19 protein-coding genes and 1 tRNA gene are annotated in these 21,775 nt (G+C 57.9%); 8 read left to right on the top strand and 12 right to left on the bottom strand.

Annotated features, from left to right (window positions below; all coding sequences use genetic code 11):
- Window positions 1–102: 102 nt before the first annotated feature.
- From WBG04_RS14760 to WBG04_RS14750, 3 genes are all read right to left on the bottom strand, one after another.
- Window positions 103–654: a GNAT family N-acetyltransferase gene (locus tag WBG04_RS14760; RefSeq protein ID WP_424315217.1), complete on the bottom strand. Its 552-nt coding sequence runs from the start codon at window positions 652–654 to the stop codon at window positions 103–105.
- Window positions 655–708: 54 nt separating this feature from the next.
- Entirely contained in the window at window positions 709–1,287 is a 579-nt protein-coding gene (locus tag WBG04_RS14755) for an HNH endonuclease (RefSeq protein ID WP_424315216.1), read from the bottom strand.
- A gap of 15 nt (window positions 1,288–1,302) precedes the next feature.
- A tRNA-His gene (locus tag WBG04_RS14750) sits at window positions 1,303–1,376 on the bottom strand.
- A gap of 604 nt (window positions 1,377–1,980) precedes the next feature.
- Here WBG04_RS14750 and cls point away from each other — a divergent pair.
- Window positions 1,981–3,411, top strand: coding sequence for a cardiolipin synthase (gene cls, locus WBG04_RS14745; RefSeq protein WP_424315215.1), 1,431 nt, complete (start codon window positions 1,981–1,983; stop codon window positions 3,409–3,411).
- Between the two features lies 1 nt (window position 3,412).
- Here cls and WBG04_RS14740 read toward each other — a convergent pair whose 3' ends face one another.
- Window positions 3,413–3,970 carry a DNA-3-methyladenine glycosylase I gene (locus WBG04_RS14740; protein WP_424315214.1) on the bottom strand — a complete coding sequence of 186 codons (558 nt, stop codon included), beginning with the start codon at window positions 3,968–3,970 and terminating at the stop codon, window positions 3,413–3,415.
- Between the two features lie 98 nt (window positions 3,971–4,068).
- Between WBG04_RS14740 and WBG04_RS14735 the strand changes: the two genes are divergently transcribed.
- Window positions 4,069–5,457 (top strand): glycine--tRNA ligase, encoded by a 1,389-nt coding sequence (locus tag WBG04_RS14735; RefSeq protein WP_424315213.1) that lies wholly within the window; start codon window positions 4,069–4,071, stop codon window positions 5,455–5,457.
- 127 nt (window positions 5,458–5,584) lie between these two features.
- Here the strand turns inward: WBG04_RS14735 and WBG04_RS14730 are convergent, their stop codons facing one another.
- Window positions 5,585–5,890 (bottom strand): EF-hand domain-containing protein, encoded by a 306-nt coding sequence (locus WBG04_RS14730; RefSeq protein ID WP_424315212.1) that lies wholly within the window; start codon window positions 5,888–5,890, stop codon window positions 5,585–5,587.
- Window positions 5,891–5,973: 83 nt separating this feature from the next.
- Here WBG04_RS14730 and WBG04_RS14725 point away from each other — a divergent pair, with 83 nt between their 5' ends.
- Window positions 5,974–6,414, top strand: a complete 441-nt coding sequence (locus WBG04_RS14725; protein ID WP_424315211.1) for a 23S rRNA (pseudouridine(1915)-N(3))-methyltransferase RlmH — start codon at window positions 5,974–5,976, stop codon at window positions 6,412–6,414.
- A gap of 6 nt (window positions 6,415–6,420) precedes the next feature.
- On the opposite strand, the gene WBG04_RS14720 is transcribed toward WBG04_RS14725, so the two are convergent.
- The 3 genes from WBG04_RS14720 to WBG04_RS14710 all read right to left on the bottom strand — a co-directional run bounded on the left by WBG04_RS14720 (window position 6,421) and on the right by WBG04_RS14710 (window position 8,316).
- Entirely contained in the window at window positions 6,421–6,612 is a 192-nt protein-coding gene (locus WBG04_RS14720; protein WP_424315210.1) for a hypothetical protein, read from the bottom strand.
- Window positions 6,613–6,680: 68 nt separating this feature from the next.
- Window positions 6,681–7,478 carry a hypothetical protein gene (locus WBG04_RS14715; protein WP_424315209.1) on the bottom strand — a complete coding sequence of 266 codons (798 nt, stop codon included), beginning with the start codon at window positions 7,476–7,478 and terminating at the stop codon, window positions 6,681–6,683.
- A 37-nt stretch (window positions 7,479–7,515) separates the two neighbouring features.
- Window positions 7,516–8,316, bottom strand: a complete 801-nt coding sequence (locus WBG04_RS14710) for a hypothetical protein (protein ID WP_424315208.1) — start codon at window positions 8,314–8,316, stop codon at window positions 7,516–7,518.
- Between the two features lie 140 nt (window positions 8,317–8,456).
- Here WBG04_RS14710 and WBG04_RS14705 point away from each other — a divergent pair, with 140 nt between their 5' ends.
- The 3 genes from WBG04_RS14705 to WBG04_RS14695 are packed head-to-tail and all read left to right on the top strand — an operon-like array spanning window position 8,457 to window position 12,104.
- Window positions 8,457–10,205, top strand: a complete 1,749-nt coding sequence (locus tag WBG04_RS14705) for an ABC transporter ATP-binding protein (RefSeq protein WP_424315207.1) — start codon at window positions 8,457–8,459, stop codon at window positions 10,203–10,205.
- On the top strand, window positions 10,202–11,299 hold the full coding sequence (locus WBG04_RS14700; RefSeq protein ID WP_424315206.1) for a TlpA disulfide reductase family protein: 1,098 nt from the start codon (window positions 10,202–10,204) through the stop codon (window positions 11,297–11,299). The genes WBG04_RS14705 and WBG04_RS14700 overlap by 4 nt, the downstream gene beginning before the upstream one ends.
- A gap of 4 nt (window positions 11,300–11,303) precedes the next feature.
- Window positions 11,304–12,104: an alpha/beta hydrolase gene (locus WBG04_RS14695; RefSeq protein WP_424315205.1), complete on the top strand. Its 801-nt coding sequence runs from the start codon at window positions 11,304–11,306 to the stop codon at window positions 12,102–12,104.
- A 44-nt stretch (window positions 12,105–12,148) separates the two neighbouring features.
- Here WBG04_RS14695 and WBG04_RS14690 read toward each other — a convergent pair whose 3' ends face one another.
- Entirely contained in the window at window positions 12,149–12,955 is an 807-nt protein-coding gene (locus WBG04_RS14690) for a GYF domain-containing protein (RefSeq protein ID WP_424315204.1), read from the bottom strand.
- A gap of 121 nt (window positions 12,956–13,076) precedes the next feature.
- On the opposite strand from WBG04_RS14690, the gene WBG04_RS14685 reads away from it, so the two are divergent.
- Window positions 13,077–13,766 carry a prolyl oligopeptidase family serine peptidase gene (locus WBG04_RS14685; RefSeq protein ID WP_424315203.1) on the top strand — a complete coding sequence of 230 codons (690 nt, stop codon included), beginning with the start codon at window positions 13,077–13,079 and terminating at the stop codon, window positions 13,764–13,766.
- A 5-nt stretch (window positions 13,767–13,771) separates the two neighbouring features.
- Here the strand turns inward: WBG04_RS14685 and WBG04_RS14680 are convergent, their stop codons facing one another.
- On the bottom strand, window positions 13,772–16,027 hold the full coding sequence (locus tag WBG04_RS14680) for an endonuclease/exonuclease/phosphatase family protein (RefSeq protein ID WP_424315202.1): 2,256 nt from the start codon (window positions 16,025–16,027) through the stop codon (window positions 13,772–13,774).
- A 335-nt stretch (window positions 16,028–16,362) separates the two neighbouring features.
- Between WBG04_RS14680 and WBG04_RS14675 the strand changes: the two genes are divergently transcribed.
- Window positions 16,363–17,355, top strand: coding sequence for a phosphotransferase (locus WBG04_RS14675; protein WP_424315201.1), 993 nt, complete (start codon window positions 16,363–16,365; stop codon window positions 17,353–17,355).
- Between the two features lie 23 nt (window positions 17,356–17,378).
- Here WBG04_RS14675 and WBG04_RS14670 read toward each other — a convergent pair whose 3' ends face one another.
- Together WBG04_RS14670 and WBG04_RS14665 are read right to left on the bottom strand one after the other, a co-directional pair.
- Window positions 17,379–18,083: an RNA polymerase sigma factor gene (locus WBG04_RS14670; RefSeq protein ID WP_424315200.1), complete on the bottom strand. Its 705-nt coding sequence runs from the start codon at window positions 18,081–18,083 to the stop codon at window positions 17,379–17,381.
- 23 nt (window positions 18,084–18,106) lie between these two features.
- The gene (locus WBG04_RS14665) at window positions 18,107–21,754 is read right to left on the bottom strand and encodes a protein kinase domain-containing protein (protein WP_424315199.1); all 3,648 of its coding nucleotides are present in this window, start codon (window positions 21,752–21,754) and stop codon (window positions 18,107–18,109) included.
- Between the last annotated feature and the right edge of the window lie 21 nt (window positions 21,755–21,775).

The raw sequence follows: 21,775 nt of genomic DNA, 5'->3' as shown, positions 1-21,775 counted from the left end.
CAGGTAACAAACCGACGAAGCCTCAATCCAGATCCCCAACAAGAACCCACACTTTCAAACCTTCGTTTCCTTCCTTTCCTTCTGTTCAATATCACTGCCTTTCTAACATGTGCTAAACGCTCTCCAATCCTCGTCGATCAATCCGTAGTTGATCCGGTCAAAGAGCTGCCCCCCGCGTTGGCAGCGGAGGCGTTGTTTACCTTCGTAGTGAAGGCCTGCCTTCTGCATCACCCTTCCCGAAGCGGGATTATGAGCAAAGTGGCAGGCCTCGATCCGCCTGAGTCCGATGTCTTCAAAGCCGAAGCGAAGGATCTCACTCAGGGCTTCGGTCGCATAACCGTTTCCCCAGAATGGAACGCCCAGCCAGTAGCCGAACTCCGCCCAGGGAGCCGTTTCGTTCCGATGAAGACCAATGCACCCGATCAACTCCCCGCTTTCACTCAGGGTGATCGCGAAAACCTGATGAATGTGGTGCTCATCATGGGTGACCAAACGCTTCAGCCATTCAACAGCGTCGGCAAGTGCGTAGGGATGTGGAATCAGGGTGGTCATTTCCGCCACCCGACGATCGCTTACCCAATGCGTGATCGCCTCGGCATCCTCCATCCGCATCGGGCGCAGGATCAGTCGCTTTGTTGTTAGAATTCTGTTCATTGATTTTAAAATGGGATGAGGGAGAGGAGGCTCTCACCTCCTCTCCCGGATTCGTCAAAGGAAGTGCTTCCAGTCCTCCACTTCCCACGCATTGCGGATGCGGAAGGTCGCCGGAACAGCCTTCGGCACTCGCGGCACCGTCAAAAGCTGTAGACCCGCTTCTTCCGGCGTCAGTGATCCCTTGCGGGTATTCACTTTCCGGTCGGCCAGCACGCAGTTCTCCCAGCTGTCCATGCCACCCCGCGAACGGGGCAGGACGTGGTCGATGTTCGCCTCGGCCGGCTTCAGAACCCTGCCGGTATACTGGCAGCGCCCCTGGTCGCGTTCCCACAAGCCACGGAATCCGAAGACCGGACGGATCAAAGGCACCTTGGCGTAGCGCGTCAGCACCAGCACCGTCGGCACCCGGACCTTCCCGCCGGGAGTTCCGATCGTCGTCGCTCCTTCCGGAATCTCGAGACCCCGCCAGTCCTCCCAATCGAAAGGCTGAATGGAGTCGCCTGAAATCCGCAGCGCCCTCGCACTGCCCGTGACCAATTGACCAAAGGCCACCATCGGAGTGATGGCGTCGATTGCCAACCAGTGGCGGTTCAGAACAAGAACGGAAGAACGATGGAGAATGGGAACGGTCATGAGTATCGAGGAAATTGGGGTGACCTACCGGATTCGAACCGGTGCTGCCGCGCTCACAACGCGGGGTGCTGCCGCTACACCAAGGTCACCATGGGGTGGAAACCCCACTTCGAAGGCGTAACTCTCCCGTCGCTTTAAAGATATGTTTTCCGATAATTCCGGTTAAACATTCAATGAAGACCTCCACGAGAGCCGTCCGCCCTCCAAGCGGAGGAGGATCAGAAGTAGGATGCTTGTTTTGTCAGTTGAGTGGCCTGTTGCGGCCTGAATGGATTGAAGAAGTCGTGTGGTTGAGTTTGAAGAGAGCGAGTGATCGAAACGCAAAAAACCCTGCTTCCGGATGGAAAGCAGGGCGTCATGAATGCTTCTTTTAAGCGACTTTCAGGTCAATCGAATGACCCTACCCTGTTTCCTCGTGGTTCCGGATTCATGCCGAGATCATGGCTCCGCCCAAAGACGGAAACAAAATCGCATGGAATCCAGCACAGCGCCAAGCGCGTCCCACCCATGAGGTGAACGGATTGGTGTTTGCTGCAGGATGAGGAATACATGGCTTGCGAAAGTTGTGGGCGGCGAGATATATTAACGACGCTGACAAGTCAATCCAGCAATTGAACAATTCTCGAATTTTTCGCTAATCGCCCAAATGGACTCGCTGCTTTCACCGCCTCCAGCTTCTGCTACCTTTGGCCCGTGAACCTATCGGAAGCATGGCCAGGCATTGCCGCGGCAGGCGTTGTCCTGCTCTACGTGATTGGCATCCTGCATGTCGTCCACGCGCTGATGCATGTGCGAACGGCTCAGGGCACGATTGCCTGGATCGTCTCCCTCATCGCTGCCCCATGGGTCGCGATTCCTCTCTATTGGCTCACCGGACGACGACGCTTCTCGGGTTACGTGAGAGCGCGCCGGGCCGACGACGAGCGCCTGCGCATGCTCTCGCGTGACATGCATGATGAGCTTCGATCCTTTGCAATCAAACCGTCCGATGCCTTTGGCAAGGCTGCGGAGTACCTTGGTGGACTTCCCTTCACCCAAGGCAACGAACTTGAACTTCTGATCGATGGCGAGGAAACCTTCGACGTGCTTTTCAAGCACATCGCCAGTGCCGAAAATTACCTCCTCGTCAATTTCTTCATCGTCAAGAACGACCGGGTCGGGAGGCGCTTCAAGCAGGCTCTGATCGAAAGAGCGAAGGCAGGAGTCAGGGTTTTCTTCCTCTTCGACGAAGTGGGCTCCCACAAACTCTCGCGGAGTTATCTGAATGAGATGAAGGCCGTCGGGATCGAGTGCCACTCATTCGGCATGAACCGCCACTGGTGGTCCCGGCTCCAATTGAATTTCAGGAACCACCGGAAGATCGTGGTCATCGATGGCGAGACCGCCTTTCTTGGAGGACTCAATGTGGGCGACGAGTACCTCGGCCAGGACGAGCGCTTCGGTGCCTGGCGGGACACCCACATGCGGGTCAGCGGTCCCGCCGTCCTCGCTGTTCAACTGGTCTTCCTCGAGGATTGGAACTGGGCAGCGAGTGAAATTCTCGAGCTTGAGTGGGATGCGGATCCGACCGCCGCCAATCAGAACGCCGCCATCATCCCCACCGGACCCGCCGACCCGGGAGACTCATGGCAATTGATCGTCGCCGAAGCGGCGAACACGGCTCAGGAAAAACTATGGATCACCTCACCTTACTTCGTTCCAGACGATGGGGTGCTCACTGCCCTTCAAACTGCGGCGATCCGTGGCGTCGACGTCCGGATCCTGCTACCGGAAAAACCGGATCATCGCTTGGTTTGGCTTTCTTCATTCTCCTTCTATGAGGACACGGTTCCCTATGGCATCAAGTTGATGAGATACCAACGCGGTTTTCTTCACCAGAAAGTCATGCTGGTCGACGATCGCTATGCCTTTGTCGGCACGGCGAATCTCGACAACCGTTCGTTTCGTTTGAACTTCGAAATCACCGCCCTCTCCACCGATCCCGCATTCATCGACGAGGTCGGTCACATGCTGGTGATCGACTTCGAGCACAGCCGCCAAGTGAAGGTCTCGGAATTCACGGATCGACGGTTCTGGTTCCGCCTCGCCTGCCGCGCCGCGCGATTGATGGCTCCGATTCAATGAGCTACCTGTGGGACTTGAAACAATCCACTGAGTGATCATCCACCATTCCCACCGCCTGCATGAAGGCATAGGCAATCGTCGGACCGAAGAAGTTGAATCCTTCTTTCTTGAGCGCCTTGCTCAGTGCCTCGGACTCGATGGTCTTGACCGGATAGTCCTCCATCTTCTTCCTGCGGTTCACGATCGGTGCGCCACCAACGAAGCTCCAGAGCCACTCCACGGCATCGCCTTCCCGCTGCTCCAGCGCCAGCCATGACCTGGCATTCTGCCGCACCCCGAAGATTTTTCCGCGATGGCGGATGATGCCCGGATCAGCAACCAGTTTCTCGAGTTTGCGGTCGGTCATTCTCGCGACCCGCTCCACCTCGAAGTTGTGGAACACCTTCCGGTAGTGCTCCCGTTTTTGTAAAACCGTCCACCACGACAAGCCGGCCTGCGCGCCCTCAAGACAGATCATTTCGAACAGATAGCGGCGGTCGCGCGATGGAACGCCCCATTCCGTGTCGTGGTATTTTCGGTAAAGCTCGAGATCGGGGGGCAGCCAGGGACAACGCGTCATGCCCGAGATCTAGGAACTTCGGGGACAAAGCACAATCCCGCCTTGCCCCGGATGGGTCCGGCTGATTTCCTCCCGGCCCACAAGTTTTCAGCAGAATCATGGCCAACAAGGATACCACCGACCCCGTCCGCATGGAGAAAATCGTCTCTCTCTGCAAACGCCGCGGCTTCATCTTTCAATCCGCCGAACTCTACGGCGGCCTCAACGGATGCTGGGACTACGGCCCACTCGGAGCGGAGCTGAAGCGCAATCTCAAGGACTACTGGTGGCGCAAAACCGTGCAGGAGCGTGACGACGTCCTCGGCATGGACGGATCCATTCTCACCCACCAGGACGTCCTCAAGGCCAGTGGCCACGTCGGTGGCTTCAGTGACCCGATGGTCGACTGCAAGACCTGCAAGGGCCGCTTCCGCGCCGACAATCTCGAAAACCTCGAGTGTGGTCAGAAGCCTTCCTGCAAACCCGGCGATCACAAGAACTGCGAGCTCACCGAACCGCGTGCCTTCGACCTGATGCTGTCGACCAAGCTTGGGGCGCTTGCTTCCGACAACGATCCAAAGGCGGTCGCCTACCTTCGTCCAGAGACCGCGCAGTCGATCTTCGTTCAGTATAAGAACGTGCTCGATTCGAACCGCATCAAGCTGCCCTTCGGCATCGCCCAGATCGGCAAGTCGTTCCGCAACGAGATCAACCCTCGCAACTACACCTTCCGTAGTCGCGAGTTCGAACAAATGGAGATTGAGTTCTTCTGTCGACCCGAGGACGGCATGCGCCTCACCGAGGAGTGGTTGCAGACCCGTCTCGACTTCTATGGCGAAATCGGTGTGCCGCGCGAAAAGCTCCACATCCTCGATGTGCCCGATGGCGAACGCGCCCACTATTCGAAAAAGACCTACGACATCGAATACGAATTTCCTTTCGGCATTCAGGAACTCGAAGGCGTCGCTTACCGGACCGACTACGACATCGGCAAACATCAAGGCGCTTCCGGCAAGAACCTCGAGTATTTCGACGAAGAGACCAAGGAGCGCTTCATTCCCCATGTGGTCGAACCCTCCGCCGGCTGCGACCGCACCGTGCTTGCCGTGATTTGCGAAGCCTTCGATGAGGAAGAAATCACCAATGAGAAGGGCAAGAGCGAAACGCGCACGGTGATGCGCTTCGTCCCCAGAATGGCGCCGATCAAGGTCGGCATCTTCCCCCTCCTCAAGAAGAACGAAGAACAGGTCCGCATCTGTAAGGAAATTCAGAAGTCCCTGCAGCCTTGGATGACCGTCTTCTACGACGACGGTGGTGCGGTTGGTCGCCGCTATCGTCGTCAGGATGAAGTCGGAACGCCTTTCTGCGTGACAGTCGACTTCGATACCCTCGGTGAGAACGGCGACGACACCAAGGGCACCGTCACGATCCGCCACCGTGATTCGATGGAACAGGAACGCCTGCCGGTCGAAGCCCTGCTGCCGTGGCTGCTCGAGCGGATCCGCTAGGAGGAGCGACGCGCCCGTCCCTCAAAGTTCGCGCGCCTTTCCACGCAAGAAGTCTGCCGCGGTGGATCGGACCTCCTCAGGCCGGCAGCCGCCGCACCCTTGTGGCACGAGGGCGTGCCACCTCCGGTCAATACTGGTCAGGCACGGGCATATCGATCGCGCGCTGGCTTTCCCAGCGCGAGATCGCTCCGTCGCCGTTGACGTCGTAGTACTTCATCATGGCGTCGATTTCGGCTTCTGTGACACCCGTCACACCTGTCTCATCGATACCCTGCTGAGCTTCCTGACGCGTGATTTTCCCGTCTGCATTGTAGTCAAAGCGATCGAACTTCTCCTGCAGCGCCATGACCTTGCGACCATGAGCAGCCTCCGAATGCGGATCGACCGAGGTGCAGGCGGTCACAAACAGAATACCAGGAGTGAAATACTTCATACTTCTTAAGTATTACCTCCGTTTGCCCCCGTGCAAGCCGAATCCATTCGCCAATCGGAGCGAACTGGTTTCGGATTGCCCACGTGCAGATCCGTATCTTTGTCGCCGGAAAACCCTCTCTCGCCTACGCGAAAAGTGGCGTGGCCGAATACCTCAAGCGGCTCACCCGCTACGGCCGATACGAACTCATCCACCTCAAGGCGGGCGACTCCGAAAGCGTTTCCAGCGCCCTTCTCGAGCGTTCGGAAGGCTCCTACCGGATCGCCCTCGACGAGCGAGGCGACAATCTGGACACCCACGCTTGGGCCGCGCGCTTCGAAGCTCTTGAGCTCCGGGGTGACCTCAAAACCGTTTCTTTCCTCATCGGAGCCTCGGACGGTCACACCGAAGCTCTCCGGGACAGTGCGGATGAAATCTGGTGCCTCTCCAAGCTCACCCTCCAGCACGAACTGGCGCTGGTCGTCCTTCTTGAGCAACTTTATCGGGTGGCCACCTTCCGCAGAGGAGAGCCTTACCACCGTTGAAGTCGATCAGCGGCGTGGCTGCTGCGGCATCATGCCGAGCGCTCCCGCTCCCTGTCCGGCCTGGGGCTGATTCCACGGCAAGGTGCTCGAGGTGCTTGGTGGCGTTATCGGTTTGGGATTCAGATCCGGATCTTCCGAGGTGCAGGAACAAATCGCAAGGAAGCCGATGGCAGAAGCAGCAAGAATGAGCGTGCGCATGCCGGAAACATAAAAAAACCTCCGCAGCTTGCAAGCCCGCGGAGGTTTTGAAAGGGAACGGGACGAAATCAGTTGGTCGCCGTCTTGGCCAGGATCACCCGATCACCCGGTTGGAGACGGACGCCTGGAGCCAGCGTATCCCAGTCGATTTCACCGATCGTCTGGGTTGCTTCAATGCTTGAAGGCCTGATCTCGGCGATCGCACGGCCAGAGCGCTTCACGATCAGACGGGTTTGAGGGGTGAAACCGGTGTTGCTTCCTGCTCCGATCACAACGAAGCCCCAGTCCTGATCGACTGCGGTGATCACCGACTCCATCGCATTGCGGCGGAAACGGGCGGTGCGCTCGGCCTTGCGGCGTGCGAGGCGGGAAATCTCCGCACGGTTCTTGGCGACCGCATTCTCAGCCCCTTCGATGGTGGTTTCGAGCTCACCAATGTCCTGAATGAGGATTTTCTTCTGATCTTCGAGGTCCTTGATGTTGTCCGCGATGCCGTCAATGCCGCCGGGGATGTCGAGAGCTTCGAGCTCATCAACGGCCTTCTTGGCATCCGCCAGATCCTGCGCCTGCTCTTCAAGAGTGCCTTCGATATCGGCGAGTTCACGCTTCAAGGTGATTTCGTCCGATCTCAGCTTGTCGATGTTCTGCTCGACTTCAGCCTTTTCGCTGCGCGCCGTCTTCAGGTTGTCGGTCTCGGTGTTGAGCTCTTTCTGAGTCAGATCGACGGTTGCCGAAACCTTCTTGTTCGTACTGATCGTATCGAGACGGACTTGCTGCTGCTCCGCCAGCTTTGCCTTGTTGGCATTCGAGAAAAAGGCGGCACCACCGATGGCGAGGAGCGCGATAACGTAGAGAAGGGCTTTCATTAAGTCTTTGGAATGGGGTTTGGCCGGGGGTCAAAAATCAGTTCTGTGCATTGGCTTCCGCAGGCTCGGGCTCCGAGCTGGTTGCTGGAACCACCTGGTCACCAACCATCAGCGTCACGTCTTCGCCCAATGAATCGGGGACGATGTCAGCAGAAGCACGATTGGTCTCAACCGAACGAACGCGAAGCTGGGCGACAGGCTCACCACCGCGCACCACATTGAGGGTGGAACCCGATACGATACCACCGGTCGCGCCAGCAGAGAGCGTCACGAAGCCCCATGGTCCGTAGATCGAACTGATCCGCGCATTGCCGTAGGACTTCTTGCTCGAGATCTTGCGGGTCTCGTCGTTGAAAGCAGTGACCGTGCTCTGGGTCGAGCTACGCAGAGCCAGCAGATTGGTGCGCTCGCTCTCCTTCGAACTCTTTTCATCCTCAAGACTCGTGATCTCCTCCTGCAGCCGCTTGATCTTACCAGCCAGTTCCTTGATCTCACCCGCATCGGCGGTCTTCTCTCTGATCTCGGCGATCTCTGCAGCCTGCTTCTCGCTCTGAGCTCTCTTCTCTGCGATCTCGCTCTTCACCGCCGCATTGGCGCTCGTCTGTTGATCTTCCTGTTCGCGCAGGGAAACGGTGGCTTCCATCGTCTCCTTCTTGTCAGCAATCGTCGTGTCCCGCTTTTTCTGAAGATCGGCGAGCTTGCCCTGAGTCGTCGCCAGACGGCTCTCCGCGGTCTTACGCTCGGCAATTTCGTTGCTGTAGGCCTCTTTGTTTTTGAGGGCGAGGAAGGCGGATGCCGCCAGTAGGACTGCTGTGAGGATGGCAAAGATATTGGCCATGGAGTTTTTCAGTGAAAGATTTGGGTCTTGCTTGGGGGGAAACCTAGGGACGCGCGGCAACCCCCGGCAATCCTTAATTTTATCATGATGACCCTTCACTTTACAAAGTATTGGCGCTGTCCCATCGCTTCCCCGCTCAAATGAATTCCGTCCTCAGAGTATTCTCCTACCTTCGCCGCTACCCCGGCCTCGCCGCGGCCCAGTTTTTCTGCGCCACCTTGATGGCGGTTTCCGTGATCTTTTTCCCGTCGATCACCGCCCTCGTGATCGACGAAATCGTTCCTGATCCCTCACGCCACAAGGAGTTACCGCTATGGGTGATGGCCGCGCTTGGCAGCTTTTTCCTGAAGGACGGCCTCAATTGCGCCCGCATTTTCGTCAACAATCACTTCGAGCAAAACGTCATTTTCGACATCCGCTCGGACCTCTATCGGAAAATCCAACGCCTTCCCCTGAGCTGGTTCGACTCCCGCCGGACCGGCGATGTTATGACACGAGTCGTCGAGGATGTGACCTCGATGGAGCGCGTTTTGATCGATGGAATCGAACTCGGGCTGGTCGCTGCCATCCAGTTGATCGCCGTCGGGCTGGTCATGTATCTCACCGATTGGCAGGTCGGACTGTGGGCGACGCTGCCGATTCCGATCCTCCTGACCGGTGCCTGGCTTTACTCAAAGGACGCCCGCCATCGCCACAAGGCCGAACGCAACGCAACTTCGGCACTCAATTCCCTCCTCCACGACAACATCGCGGGGATTCGGCAGATCAAATCCTACGCCGCCGAGTCCGAAGAGCACGCCAACTTCAACAAGCTCTCCGACAAGGTGCGCGGCGCCACCCTTTACCTCATGAAGTGGTGGGCGATCTACAATCCCACGATGTCCTTCGCCGGCATGCTCGGCTACGTCCTGGTCCTCGGCTTCGGTGCCCAGGCAGTGATCGAAGGGCGGATGGAAGGAGGCGAGCTGGTGAAATTCTTCCTGCTGCTGGGACTCTTCTACGAACCCGTCTCGAAACTCCGCCAACTCAACCAGATGATCTTCTCATCGCGGGCCGCCGGTGACCGCGTTTTTGAAATCCTCGACTCCGACGACGAAGCGAATGCCGCCAGTGGCGACCAACTCCCCCATTCCATCCGGGCGCATGTCCGCTTCGATGAAGTCTCCTTCGCCTACGGCAAGCAACCGACCCTCCACAAGGTCAGCCTCAATGCCGAACCCGGCATGACCGTCGCGCTCGTCGGTTCCACCGGTGCCGGAAAATCCACCGTGCTCTCGCTGCTCAATCGCTTCTATGAGCATGACAGCGGCACCATCTCCATCGATGGCATCGACATCGCCACGCTGGCCAAGACTTCTCTGCGCGAACACCTTGGTTACGTCACTCAGGAGCCCTTCCTCTTCAACGGCACGGTGCGGGAAAACCTGCTGCTCGCCAAACGCGACGCGACCGAAGAAGAAATTTGGGCCGCTCTCGAGGCCGCCAACGCCTCAACCTTCGTTCGCAATCTAACCGAACAACTCGATACCAACGTCGGCGAGCGCGGGGTGAAGCTCTCCGGCGGCGAGAAACAACGGCTCTCGATCGGCCGAGCCCTGCTCAAAAATGCCCCGATCCTGCTCCTCGACGAGGCCACCGCTTCGGTCGACTCCGAAACCGAGCGGCTGATCCAAGAGGCACTCGACGCCCTGATGAAGAACCGCACCGCCTTCGTCATCGCCCACCGCCTCTCCACGATCCAGAACGCCGACCTGATCTACGTGCTCGAGCACGGACGCGTGATCGAGCAGGGCACCCACGAAGAACTGCTTGCCCGCGAGGGAAAATACGCTGATCTCTGCCGGAAGTCCTTCCTCGGCGATCAGACTCCTGAACCCATCACCTCATGATCCTTCATCTCGACATGAAACCCTTCCTTATCACCCTCGCCACCATCCTGCTCTCGGTTCCTGCCCTCAGCCTCACTCCGGGAAACCCGGTGACACCGGACGCCCTTGCCTCGGCCGATTTCCTCAAAGGATCCCCACCCAAAACCTGGGAGGCGGGAAAAACCTACCTCATCAACTGCTGGGCCACCGGATCCGAGCCCTCAGTCATGACCCTGCCGATCCTTCAGGACCTGCAAAAACTCTACGGCGACCGAAACCTCGAAATCATCGCCGTCAACGTCGGTGAAAACGATCGCGGAGCCGTTGCCGAATTCCTCCAAAAGCAAGGCAAGGACATCACTCACTCGGTCGCATTCGTCCCCTCGGGCGACACCTTCCAGACCGAGTGGGTCGAAGCGGCAAAAGTCACCAAGTTGCCCTTCACCTTCATCGTCAGAGACGGTCGCTACCTCTTCGGTGGCCACCCGGCAGAACTAACCGGCGTGATGATCGAAGGCTTTCTCGCCGGGGGTGATCAGATGCAGGCAATGCTCGACGAGGTCGAACGCGCGAAAATCGCCAATGTCGTGATCACCGATCAACTCAAGACCTACTCCGCCGCCCAGCGTGACGGTGATGCCGATGCCATGCAGCAGGCTGTCGCCGCCATTGCCAGCAACGACCCCGATTTCATCCATCTTCCCCGGATGCTGGTCGACATCGAACTGGTCCGCAAAAACTGGTCGACCGCGAATGCCAGCCTCAAGGCGATCGACGACCCCCAGATGGCACTGATGTGCGCCGCCCTCATTTCACGCAAGTACGACACGGCTGACGAACGCCCTCCGGCAGAGCTCTACGCAACCGTTGCCGAAATCCTCGCCGCCAACACGGCCGACGATCCCAGCGTCAAAGCCTCACTCGCCCGCGTGCAGTGGATCCTTGGCAGGAATGAAGACGCTCTCGCCACCGCCCGCCTCGCCGCCGCCGAACCCGGCCAGTTTGCCAAAGCGCCGTTCGAAGCCTACGCCAAGAGCTTTGAAAGCGACGCACCCCAGAGCCTCGAGGACCTGATCAAGGCGCTGGCTGCCACAGCGAATCAACCCGGCCAGTAGTCCCATGGAGAAGCGTCCAAAGTCCTTCGGGTTCCGGCTGTTTCGATTCCTGCTGATCGCCTACGCGGGCCTCTGCATCTTCTCATGCACCATGGCAGATCGGATGATCTTCATGCCGCAGCGTCCCGCCTACGCTCCTACCGCCCCGAATCTCGTCACGATCGAGGACGAGGCCGGCGAAAGACTCAAGGCCTTCTACTTCCCTCCGGCATCGGGAAAACCCACCGTTCTCTACTCCCATGGCAATGCGGAGGACATCGGCACTTCCATCGATCTCTACCAGCAGTGGCGCCGCGATGGCTGGGGCGTCCTCGCCTACGACTATCCCGGCTACGGTCACTCGACCGGATCGCCAAGCGAATCATCGACCGAACTCGCCATCGCCGCCGCCTGGAATTTCCTCACCCTCAACGAATCCATCCCGGAGAAGGACATCATCGTCATCGGCCGCTCGATCGGCAGTGGTCCCTCGGTTTGGCTGGCTCAACATCATCACCCGCGTGCCCTGATCCTGATCTCACCCTTCACCTCCACCTTCGCCGTCCGGTCTCCCGCCCAGTACATCCTGCCCGGAAACCGATTCCCCAATCTCAAACGCCTCCGCAAGATCGACACCCCGCTGCTGATCATTCACGGAGAACAGGACACCCTTATCCCAGCCACCCACGGGCGCACCCTCCATCAGGCAAGTCCGGCGACGACCAAGCGCTTCGTCGGCATTCCCGACACCGGCCACAACGATCTCGGCCTGATCGACATCATCGCGCCGATCCGAAGCTTCATTAAAGAACTACCGGAACCATAGTAGCTGCTTCGACGAATCGCAGCAGCTTAAATGGGGAAAGCCGATCAGTTGGATTTGTCATCCGACTTCTTCGGCAGATCAATTGACTTTGGAATGTAGCGCTTCAGGGTGCGCTCGTAGTTCTCAATCGTCTTCTTCATCATCGCCGGGTCATTCAACTCCTCCATGTTCCTTGCCAACATGGCACCGCCCGCGATCGAACCCACCAGGCTCAGCCAGTAAATCACTGCCAGCACCTTGCCGATCACATCGAGTTTCTTGGTGTAAGCATATCCCGCAGGACAGGCGAACAAGCGGTAGCCAACCCACCAACTCAGGATCGGCACGAATAATCCGAAGAACCACCATCCGGTCATCGCCAGATTCTGAAAGCGCTTCACAATGATCGCGACGACGACGATCAGAGGGGCAAGAAACAACAGCAGCGTTGCCCAGGGCGCGGCCTCCTTGCCGACGAATTCGTTAACCTGCGGCATGATCTTCATCAGGCCAATGAAAAGCAAAACCGGCAGAACCGTGACGCCGAGAAAGTAGCCCAACCTCGGAGCACCCGGCAGTTTCAATGCCTGCTGCTGACCCTTTCTGTCATCGTAGCTGCCACTGGCCGCCATCGAGTTGTTCGACGACGCCTGACTCCCGCCATTTTCACCCGCCTTGCCTGCCTCCTTCTTCTCAAAAAGTCCTTCCACCTCCCCTGCTGGCTTCCACTCCGTCAGCCCCCCTCCGATCACCATATCAGTCCGTGGCTCCAACCTCCCAGCCCGGGCGGACTCCACCATTTCGGCAAAAGTCACCGGTCCGAAGCGCTGACCGCTGCGGGACACATACCATTCGTCTTTCCCCTCGGACATTGTGCTTCATATATCCTGATAACACGGAAAGGTCAATTTCCACCTCTCCGACCCTGAAATCCCCCGGGATTCCCGTTCTTGAATCCTCTCCTTCCCGGAGCCATCCTACCCACAACAACCCATGAAATTCCTCATTCTCACCCTCGTTTCGACCATGATCACCCACGCCGCCCCCGAGGAAATCCAAGACCGATTCGAAGCTCCCGACGGCGACGCCCTTTCCTACCTCCTCGTCCGTCCGGCCGACTCCTCCCCCGACACCAAGCTCCCGATGGTCGTTTTCCTGCATGGCTCTGGCGAACGCGGCGACGACCTCGAACTCGTCAAACTCCATGGCCCGCCCAAACAGGCGCTTGAAGGGGAAGGCCTTCCCTTCGTCGTCCTCGCCCCCCAGTGCCCGGCCAAGCAATGGTGGAACTCCAGCACCGTCATCGCCCTCACCAAAAAGATCGCCAAAGAACAGAACATCGACCCCGACCGCATCCACCTGACCGGCCTCAGCATGGGAGGCTTCGGGACCTGGGACATCATCGCCCACGCCCCCGAGCTCTTCGCCAGCGCCGTTCCCATTTGCGGTGGCGGCGATCCCGAGACGGCCCCCACCATCAAAGACCTCCCCATCTGGGCCATTCATGGCGAAGACGACAAGGTCGTCCCCGCCGCCAAGACGCGTGAAATGGAGAAAGCGTTACGGGATGCCGGAGCCAAACGACTACGAACCACGTATTACCCTGGCGTCGGCCATGATTCCTGGACTCAGGCTTACAACGATCCCGCCCTCTACGCCTGGATGATGATGCAAAGCAGGTAGAAGACTCAGGGCGTCGCCCTCACGCTGAAAAAGAATCGCGAGTCCAAACCCGTATCCACCCTGAGGGTCACTTCTTCGTAGTCGCCGAATCGGACGATCGAAACGACTTCATACTCCCGATAACCAATCCCGGGCGAAAGCGGAGTCTCGCTGAGCGGCAGACTGTCACCTGCAAGATACTCCCAGGTCAGCCCCGGCGCGATCGAACGTCGATAGACCAGGCTGAAAGGCTCCAGCGAAGGCTCGACCGAGATCTGCTCCACCCCTGAACCCGCGAAGGTCGGGTCCGTCCCAAAAACGAATTCCTCGTAGTCCGAAACCGTGTCCTTGTCGAAGTCCGTGGTCAAATCCGCCGGAGCAATCCCAAAGTCTTCCGCCCACACCGAATAGGGCGTCCCGGCCAAGCGGGTTCTCTCGCTACCGGTCGCCGAATTTCCGCTGGTCCCATTGGCATTCTCGGCGCGAACCCTGAAATAGTAGTCCGTGTCGGGCTCCAGTCCGCTGATCGCACAGTGACTCACGTTTCCAACAGCAAGATCATCATAACCGCTCACCAGACTCGATGATCCCGCGCCATCCACAACGACATCATCAAGATACCACGTGGAAAACGACGACTCGAAGCGAAACCGAACCCCTGCCTGTGCACTGAGATCAGGCGAGCTTGTGAGGTCGAAAACTTCGGTATTGCCGGCCGTGCTGACAACGAACTCACCAAGCGTGATCCATCCCCCACCATTGATTGCATAGGACACACGACCAGTCTGACCATTCCCGTTGTTACTAGCGTCGACGTAGAATCTCAGCTCACCTGGAAAGTCCACTGGAGGAGTCACCAGAGTATCATTCGGCCCCAGCGCCCGACAGTTGTCGGCACTGGCATAGTGGGTCGACACGGAGTCATCCGCAGTACCGTTGTTCACCCAGCCCGCCGGCACGGAATTGCTCGCATCAAAGTTCTCGTTCAGTATCTCGGCTCCCCCGCTGCCCGCGAAATCCGGACGGGTCGAAACATCGATCCGGTATCCTGTTGCTCCAACGGATTCGTTCCACGTGAGCGTAAAACCTTCCGAATACGGATAAAACACCGAACCAAGAATCGGAGGTGATGGAACACTGCCGATCTGAGGGAGTGTCGAAACGGAAACCGAGGGAGTACTGGCGTCGGTCTTGTAGTCAGGCGATTCCTGATCGATGAAAGGATAGATCTTGAAATAGTAAGTCGTATCATCCGGAAGCCCCGAGAAGAAGGCGGCCTCCGCCCCACCCGGCACAGTGACCTGCGCCAGACCGTCGGATAAATCGCTGTCATTGCTCGCAACGATCCCATCCACGGGAGGCATGATTACCGGATTGAGACTCGCTTTGACCAAATACCCCAACGGCACGGGAAGACTCGTCACGTCCGTCCAGCTCAGACTGATCGAGCTGGTCGTCGATGTCCCGGCAAACTCCGTCGGATAGTCAGACGGCTCCGCTTGCCCGCCCGTCGTCAGCACCCGGAAGTCACGGATCACTGCCATGTGCTGCATCCCGGAAGCGCCACTATCGCCCGATAGCACCGGACTCACTGCCGACAGCGGCGTGAACACCCGGCTGTCGAATACCAAGCCCTCGCTGTAGCTGAAACCGTGACCACTGATCGTGACGGGAACTTCCAGCAGGTTCAAATCCGGTCCAGGGAGCACCTGATCGTAGGGCTTCGAACGGCTCGCATTGGTGCCGGTCGATCCCCTCTGATCATCGGGGCGTCCACTCGTATCCACTTCGGCCGAAAGCGTCGTGAGGGCCGCCTCCGAAAAACTGTCCGTATTGAAGTCACCGCCGACCACCAGATAGTCGCCGGCCGGCACCTGGCTCTGAATGTATGCGACCAAGGAGTTGGCCTGGGCATTGCGATTCGATGAACTCGTTGTTAGAAAATGCACACTAACCGCCCATAGATCGCGATCACCCGGAATATCGATCCTTGCCCAGGCAAAGTCGCGATTGCTCACCTGGGAGTCCGCCCACTCGCCTGACTGGATGATCGGAAACCGGCTGATCACGCCATTCGGAATCTGCTCGTTTCCCCCCTCACGATAGTAGTCGAACTCACTACCGAATGCGCTATCTACAAATTGGCGGATACTCGACGGACTGTCGTCTCCGAAATTGAACTCCTGAATGAGAACGATGTCGGGATCGAGTCCCTGAAAAATCCGTCGGCCTTCCCCTGGATCGTAGGACTGGTTATTTCCACTCGTGGTATTCGCTGCCATGATGCGAATCACCTCGTCTCCACGGCATATCCCAGCAAGGAACAAGGACGCAACGATCAAGGATGCCGACAGCCAGAACCTCGCGGAAAAAGCGGGGCATGAAATCAATCGAGAGCACATCAATGAAGGTTCTAAGCGGGTGAGTGGCGGATCCGCAGGATCACCCACGACGCGGCAGAATCCTCCACCAAAAACCCGATTGAGCAAGGCAATCTCGCCCAAGACCCGATCAGCTGCCTGCCAAAGTCCTGGAATTTCCATCGCCCTTCCCAAAGCATTTGCCTGGCCACAGTCGATCCCCTACCAACTCGTGCCGACATCATCTCCTCCATTCCATGACTTACCCTCTCGGCCAACGATTCGAGTCCGCGATTCTGACCGCCTGCGGCTCATCGGGCCTCGAAGTCGTCGAGATCATCCAGGAGTTGTGGAGCGGCTACGGGAAAATCCTCCGTATCCGCCTCTCTGGCGGCTCGCGGATCAGCGCGATCGCCAAGCACGTCCGGCTACCAAAGGGCGGCACCCACCCACGGGGCTGGAACACCGACCATTCCCACCAAAGGAAACTCAAATCCTATCAGGTCGAGACCACCTGGTATCGCGACTGGAGCAGGCAGTGCGGTGACACTTGCCGCATTCCCCGGCTTCTTGCCTGCGATCGAGACGGCGATGAAATCCTGCTTGTCCTTGAGGATCTCGACGAAGCTGGCTACCCCGCCCGACTTCACGGCTTGGACCGTCAGCAGATCGATTCCTGCCTCGCCTGGCTGGCGAACTTCCACGCCACCTTTCTGGGTGCAGCACCCGATGGCCTCTGGAAAACCGGCACCTACTGGCATCTCGATACCCGCGGCGATGAACTCGACGCCCTCGATGACCTTCCTTTGAAACAAGCTGCCGCTGACATCGACGCCAAACTCAATCAGGCGACCTATCAGACCATCGTCCACGGCGACGCCAAACTCGCCAACTTCTGTTTTTCCCCCGACGGAAGAAAAGTCGCCGCCGTCGACTTCCAATACGTCGGCGGCGGGTGTGGGATGAAGGACGTCGCCTACTTCCTCGGCAGCTGCCTCGATGAAAGCGCCTGTGAAAAACAGGAGTCCGAACTCCTCGACCGCTACTTCCATCACCTCCGCCAGGCCCTCGCCGAAAAGCAGCCTAACAGCGACGCCGCCGCCATCGAATCCGAATGGCGCACCCTATTCCCCCTCGCCTGGACCGATTTCCACCGCTTCCTCAAAGGCTGGAGCCCCGGCCACTGGAAGATCAACAGCTACAGCGAACGGATGGCCCGCAAGGTTGTTGGTGAACTGAAAAATCGATGAAGTCACTCACGCGTTTAAGAAACCTATCCTTCAAACGCCCTCATCAGTACTGCCAATTCATCCTCCACCATCTCCGGGTCATTTAGGGTGTCTGCGATCTGCTCACGCAGATGTTTCCGATACTCCTTTCGCAAGCGATGAACAGCCACCCGGACCGCCGTCTCCTCCATTCCCGTCGCCTCGCTCGCCTCACGATAAGAAATCTCACCCTTCCCGGAATCAAGATAGACTTTCAGCTGCTCGAACCGCTCAGATTTTCCTGCCTCAGCACACGCCTCTCGTAGCGAAACAAGCGCACGCGTGAGCAGAGCAAGTGCCCACTCACGATCAAACATTTCATCGGGCGGAACCTGCACGCGATCCGCAACCTCAAAGCGGGACTCCGCCTCTTCCCAATCGAGTGACAGGTGATCGACTTTTCCTCCGCGCTTCAAACTACGGCGCTTCTCCCTTTCGTGCCCGAGAAAGTGCTTCATCGCCGCCAGCAGGAAAGCCCGGAATCGACCTTTTTCCTGTTCCAGACCCCTCAGGTCGCGTCGTTCTAACAACATGACGAAGAATCCCTGTGTGAGATCTTCAGCATCCTCCGAACTGAAGCCCTGACGCCGCACGAAGGCATAGAGCGGATACCAATAGGCACTGCACAACACCTCCAGCGCCTCATCCGCCGCAAGGGATTGGCCGCCGCCTGCAGCTTGGACCAGAGTCCAGCGGGTCGTCGCAAACATGGGATGATGATCTGACTGGGCCATCAGCGGAATTCGTAGGCCGCCACGCGCCATTCCCCGTCGCTTTCCCGCACCATAATCAGCTTTTCCCTCACCGCCTCCTTCTTCGAAAACAACGAATCAAAATCCATCACAAAAAAGGCCCCGCTTCCCATCCCCACGAGGGAATCCACATACTCAGCGTTCACCAAAGTCCTTCCCTTCACCTCTCCTAGCGGCACTCGCTCACGACTCACCGTCTCCATCCAGGCTTCCAGACTTATCGCGTTCTGAAGCGGATCCGATGACGACTTCCAGGCTTCCTCAAACTCACCCCTGTCCGCCCGCATAAGCCATGCCTGCCCCTCACCAACGATACGATGAGCTTCGTCCCAAGCGCGGCCAATACTGAGGTGTCGATGGTCTTTGTATCCTGCCAAGCCCCATTGAGATGCCGGAGTCGCTTCGCTCGTGATCCTTGTAAGCGCCAACCAGGCAGGAACATTCTCAAAATCATCCGAAACACATGGCACATGCCAGTGGGGGTTCGGATCGGTCCCAACTCCGACCTGACCGATGCCAAGCTCGCTCCGTCCAATAATTAAACCATCGGGAGCCTGCTCGATTACTCTATCGACCGCCTCCTCGACACTCAATCCGCGCGTCGGAAAAGAAACCTTGTAGTCCAGTCGTGAATCACCTCGCGGCATAACCACCCAAGTCGCTGACTCCTCCACTTTACGCCACTGGTATTCGGTGCTTGTCGTGGCCGCCTCCATAAACTCGTCCACGGAGTCCACCTCGATCCGGCCCTCATAGCGCGCACCCAGATCAATCACCGTCTCCAGTCCAAGCTTCTTCTCATCGCGCAACTTCACGGCTGACTCCAACAACTGCTTCTCTGTTTCGCTCAACTCTCGATTCTCTTTCGCTTCCGACAGGATCTCGATCCGCGCACCCAGGGTCACCCCATCTTCCTTCCAATCGAAATCCAGATTCTCAAAACAAACCCGCACACCATATTCCCTTTGAAAGTCATCAATAATATTCTGCATCGTTCGGCCGCCTCGATCAAAGTTGATCTTCATCTTCCCGTCCAAAAGCTCGTCAGGAAGGAGCACGTCCGGATACTGCTTCGTTCCACTGATTGCAACCGCCACACCCTTACCCGCACAAACCGTCAAGAGCCCTCGTATGGTGCTGAAATCCACTTTCATTCCTGCGCTGATCAACACCCGGACCTCACTGGTGTCTCCCACCCGGTCGATGATTTCATCGAGTTTGACTCCAAGCTTCTCCTGATCGACCAAGCGCCCACTCAGGCGTGCCGTTCCGTCATTGGCAACGACCAGACTCAGCGTCTCCTTGGGCTCCCCTTCTTGGCTGGCACCTTCGGTAGCCGTCAGCTGCTCTTCAAAAATCCACTCTAATGTCTTACTTCCACCGCTTTCGACAATCCTGAGAGCGCCTTTCGCTTGAGGTCCGCTGGCAAGCGTCATCTCGAAGGAATGCCATCTCCCCTCAAAACCTTCGGAATTGATTCGAGACGACATGAGCCCATCACCAATGGACTCCGCATCAACCATCGGCACCGTGACCGAGACATCAGGGGGGTTAAAACCCACCGGCTGGATTCCCACACGGAATTGCTCGGCACCCGTGAGAACGAATAGCCGAGAATCGATGACGTCCCCACTGAAACCATCAGAGTCCTGAGCCTCGTAGATGCCTATCGACCAGGCAGGCAGTCCGGCTGATGTCAGAAACGGTTCCTTGACCGGACGAACTTCGGCAGTTGCCAGATCGACGATTTGAATCTCCGGAGACAGCAGGAGCGCCACCTGATTGGGAGCCGACTCTAGGATCTCATCAAATCGCTTCAACCCTTTCAACAAACTGGCAACTTCCGGATCAGTGGACTCCAGCCCTTTCGCTTCAAGCCCTGCAATCTCAGCGACGAGAAGCTCCCGACGTCTATCCATCGACTCCATCAATTGATCGCCAATCAGTCTTAAATCATCCTGTGGTGGCAATCGGTCGTCCGATTCTCCGCCCTCATCTTTTTGCGCTTCAGCCACCTCTTTTTGGGTTGGACCACGGAAGCCAGCGGCAATCAGGAGTGTTAGAAAGGCAACGAGCGCCACTGCGCCCGCACCGAGGCCCCACTTCGTCGATGCCTTCAGGCTCCCTTTGCGCTCCTCTATCAAGAAAGCAGGAATCCCCACCGAACACAGAAGCACCAAGAGCATCAAACCAAGCATGGTGACTCCCATGTTTTCGAGTAATGCGTCCGCCCAAGGGAGAAAGAAGTCTTTCGCGATGTCGTCCTGCACTTGCGGACCAAGCTGGTGGACACCGGAGGTGCTCCCGCCAAAGCTATAGTATCCAACAGAACCACCACCGATTGCAGCAGAGCCAATCGCGAGACCACCAAGCGCCAACAAAACCGCCACCGCAACGCCCCCCCAAGAAAGAATCCCGAACGCCAAGCCACCAATGGCCACTGCCCCGACCGCTATTCCACCGATGGCCACTCCTCCGTAAGCACGACCTCCAATCGCCAACAAGCCTCTCGCTGTTCCACCAATTGCAACAATCCCATGAGCACGCCGCTCTTTCCCCGTCTCGGGGTCCCTCCCCGCAGTCACATGAAGCCATGGGATCCCAAAAATCCGTACCTTGGAACGATAGTCGAGATCCCAGCCTGATAGCTTCCGATCCGTCGGAACGACATGATGACGATCCCCTGCCTCCTCTACCTTCGTCCTCAGTTGAGTCACATCAGCATACCGTCGCTTGGGATCTCTCTGCAGCGCTCGCAGCACCACCTCATCCAATCGCACATCCAAAGCGACCCGTCGCGATGGTGCCTGCATTTCCTTCCCAGGCAATTCGCCGGTGAGCATCTGGTAGAACACCACTCCGAGTGCATAGATATCCGCGCGATGATCCACCTCCGTCGGAGTCGCCATCTGTTCCGGAGCCATATACTCCGGCGTCCCTACCACCCTGCCCGTCAAAGTCAGATCGGCCCTCGCCCCTCCATCCATCGCCGCCCCTCCATCCATCGCCGCCACTTCGTCCTGCCCGACGACTTTCGCAATCCCGAAATCTGCCACCTTCACCCGTCCACGACGATCCAACAGAAGATTCTCCGGTTTGATGTCGCGGTGCACGATTCCCTGATCATGAGCATACTGCAAGGCATCGCATATTTGCGGCACGATCGCCAAGGCCTCACGCGTGGAGACCCGATCACCCGCCAGCAGCTGACGCAGGTTCACGCCATCGACAAACTCCATCAGGAAAAAATACAATCCCTGCGCCTCGCCAAATTCATAAAGAGTGACGATCCCCGAATGGTTCAATCGAGCCAGTGCCTTCGCCTCCCGCATAAAGCGCTCGGCAAATCCCGCCTCCTCGCCCACCGCCGGGGGTAAAATCTTCAATGCTGCCACCCGCTCCAGATCGCGCTGCCTGACCTTGTAAACCGCACCCATTCCCCCCTGCCCTATCAGCTCAAGAATCTCGAAATTCGGAAAAGCCGCTCCAAGTTCCTCAAGCGTCGGCGGCTCAAATGCCGGCAATCGGTCGACCAAAGTATCCTCTTCCGCGCCCTGCCGCAACAGATTCGCCGGGTCCAAGCCCTTCAAGGATTCGTCATCGCTTCCCATCCTGTCCGTGTCTGACATCTCACTCATACTATTCCAAGA

The organism is Haloferula sp. (assembly GCF_049672945.1).
Lineage (GTDB): Bacteria > Verrucomicrobiota > Verrucomicrobiia > Verrucomicrobiales > Akkermansiaceae > Haloferula.
The sequence above is the reverse complement of the archived record's forward strand: the minus strand, read 5'-3'. Positions and strand labels throughout refer to the sequence as shown.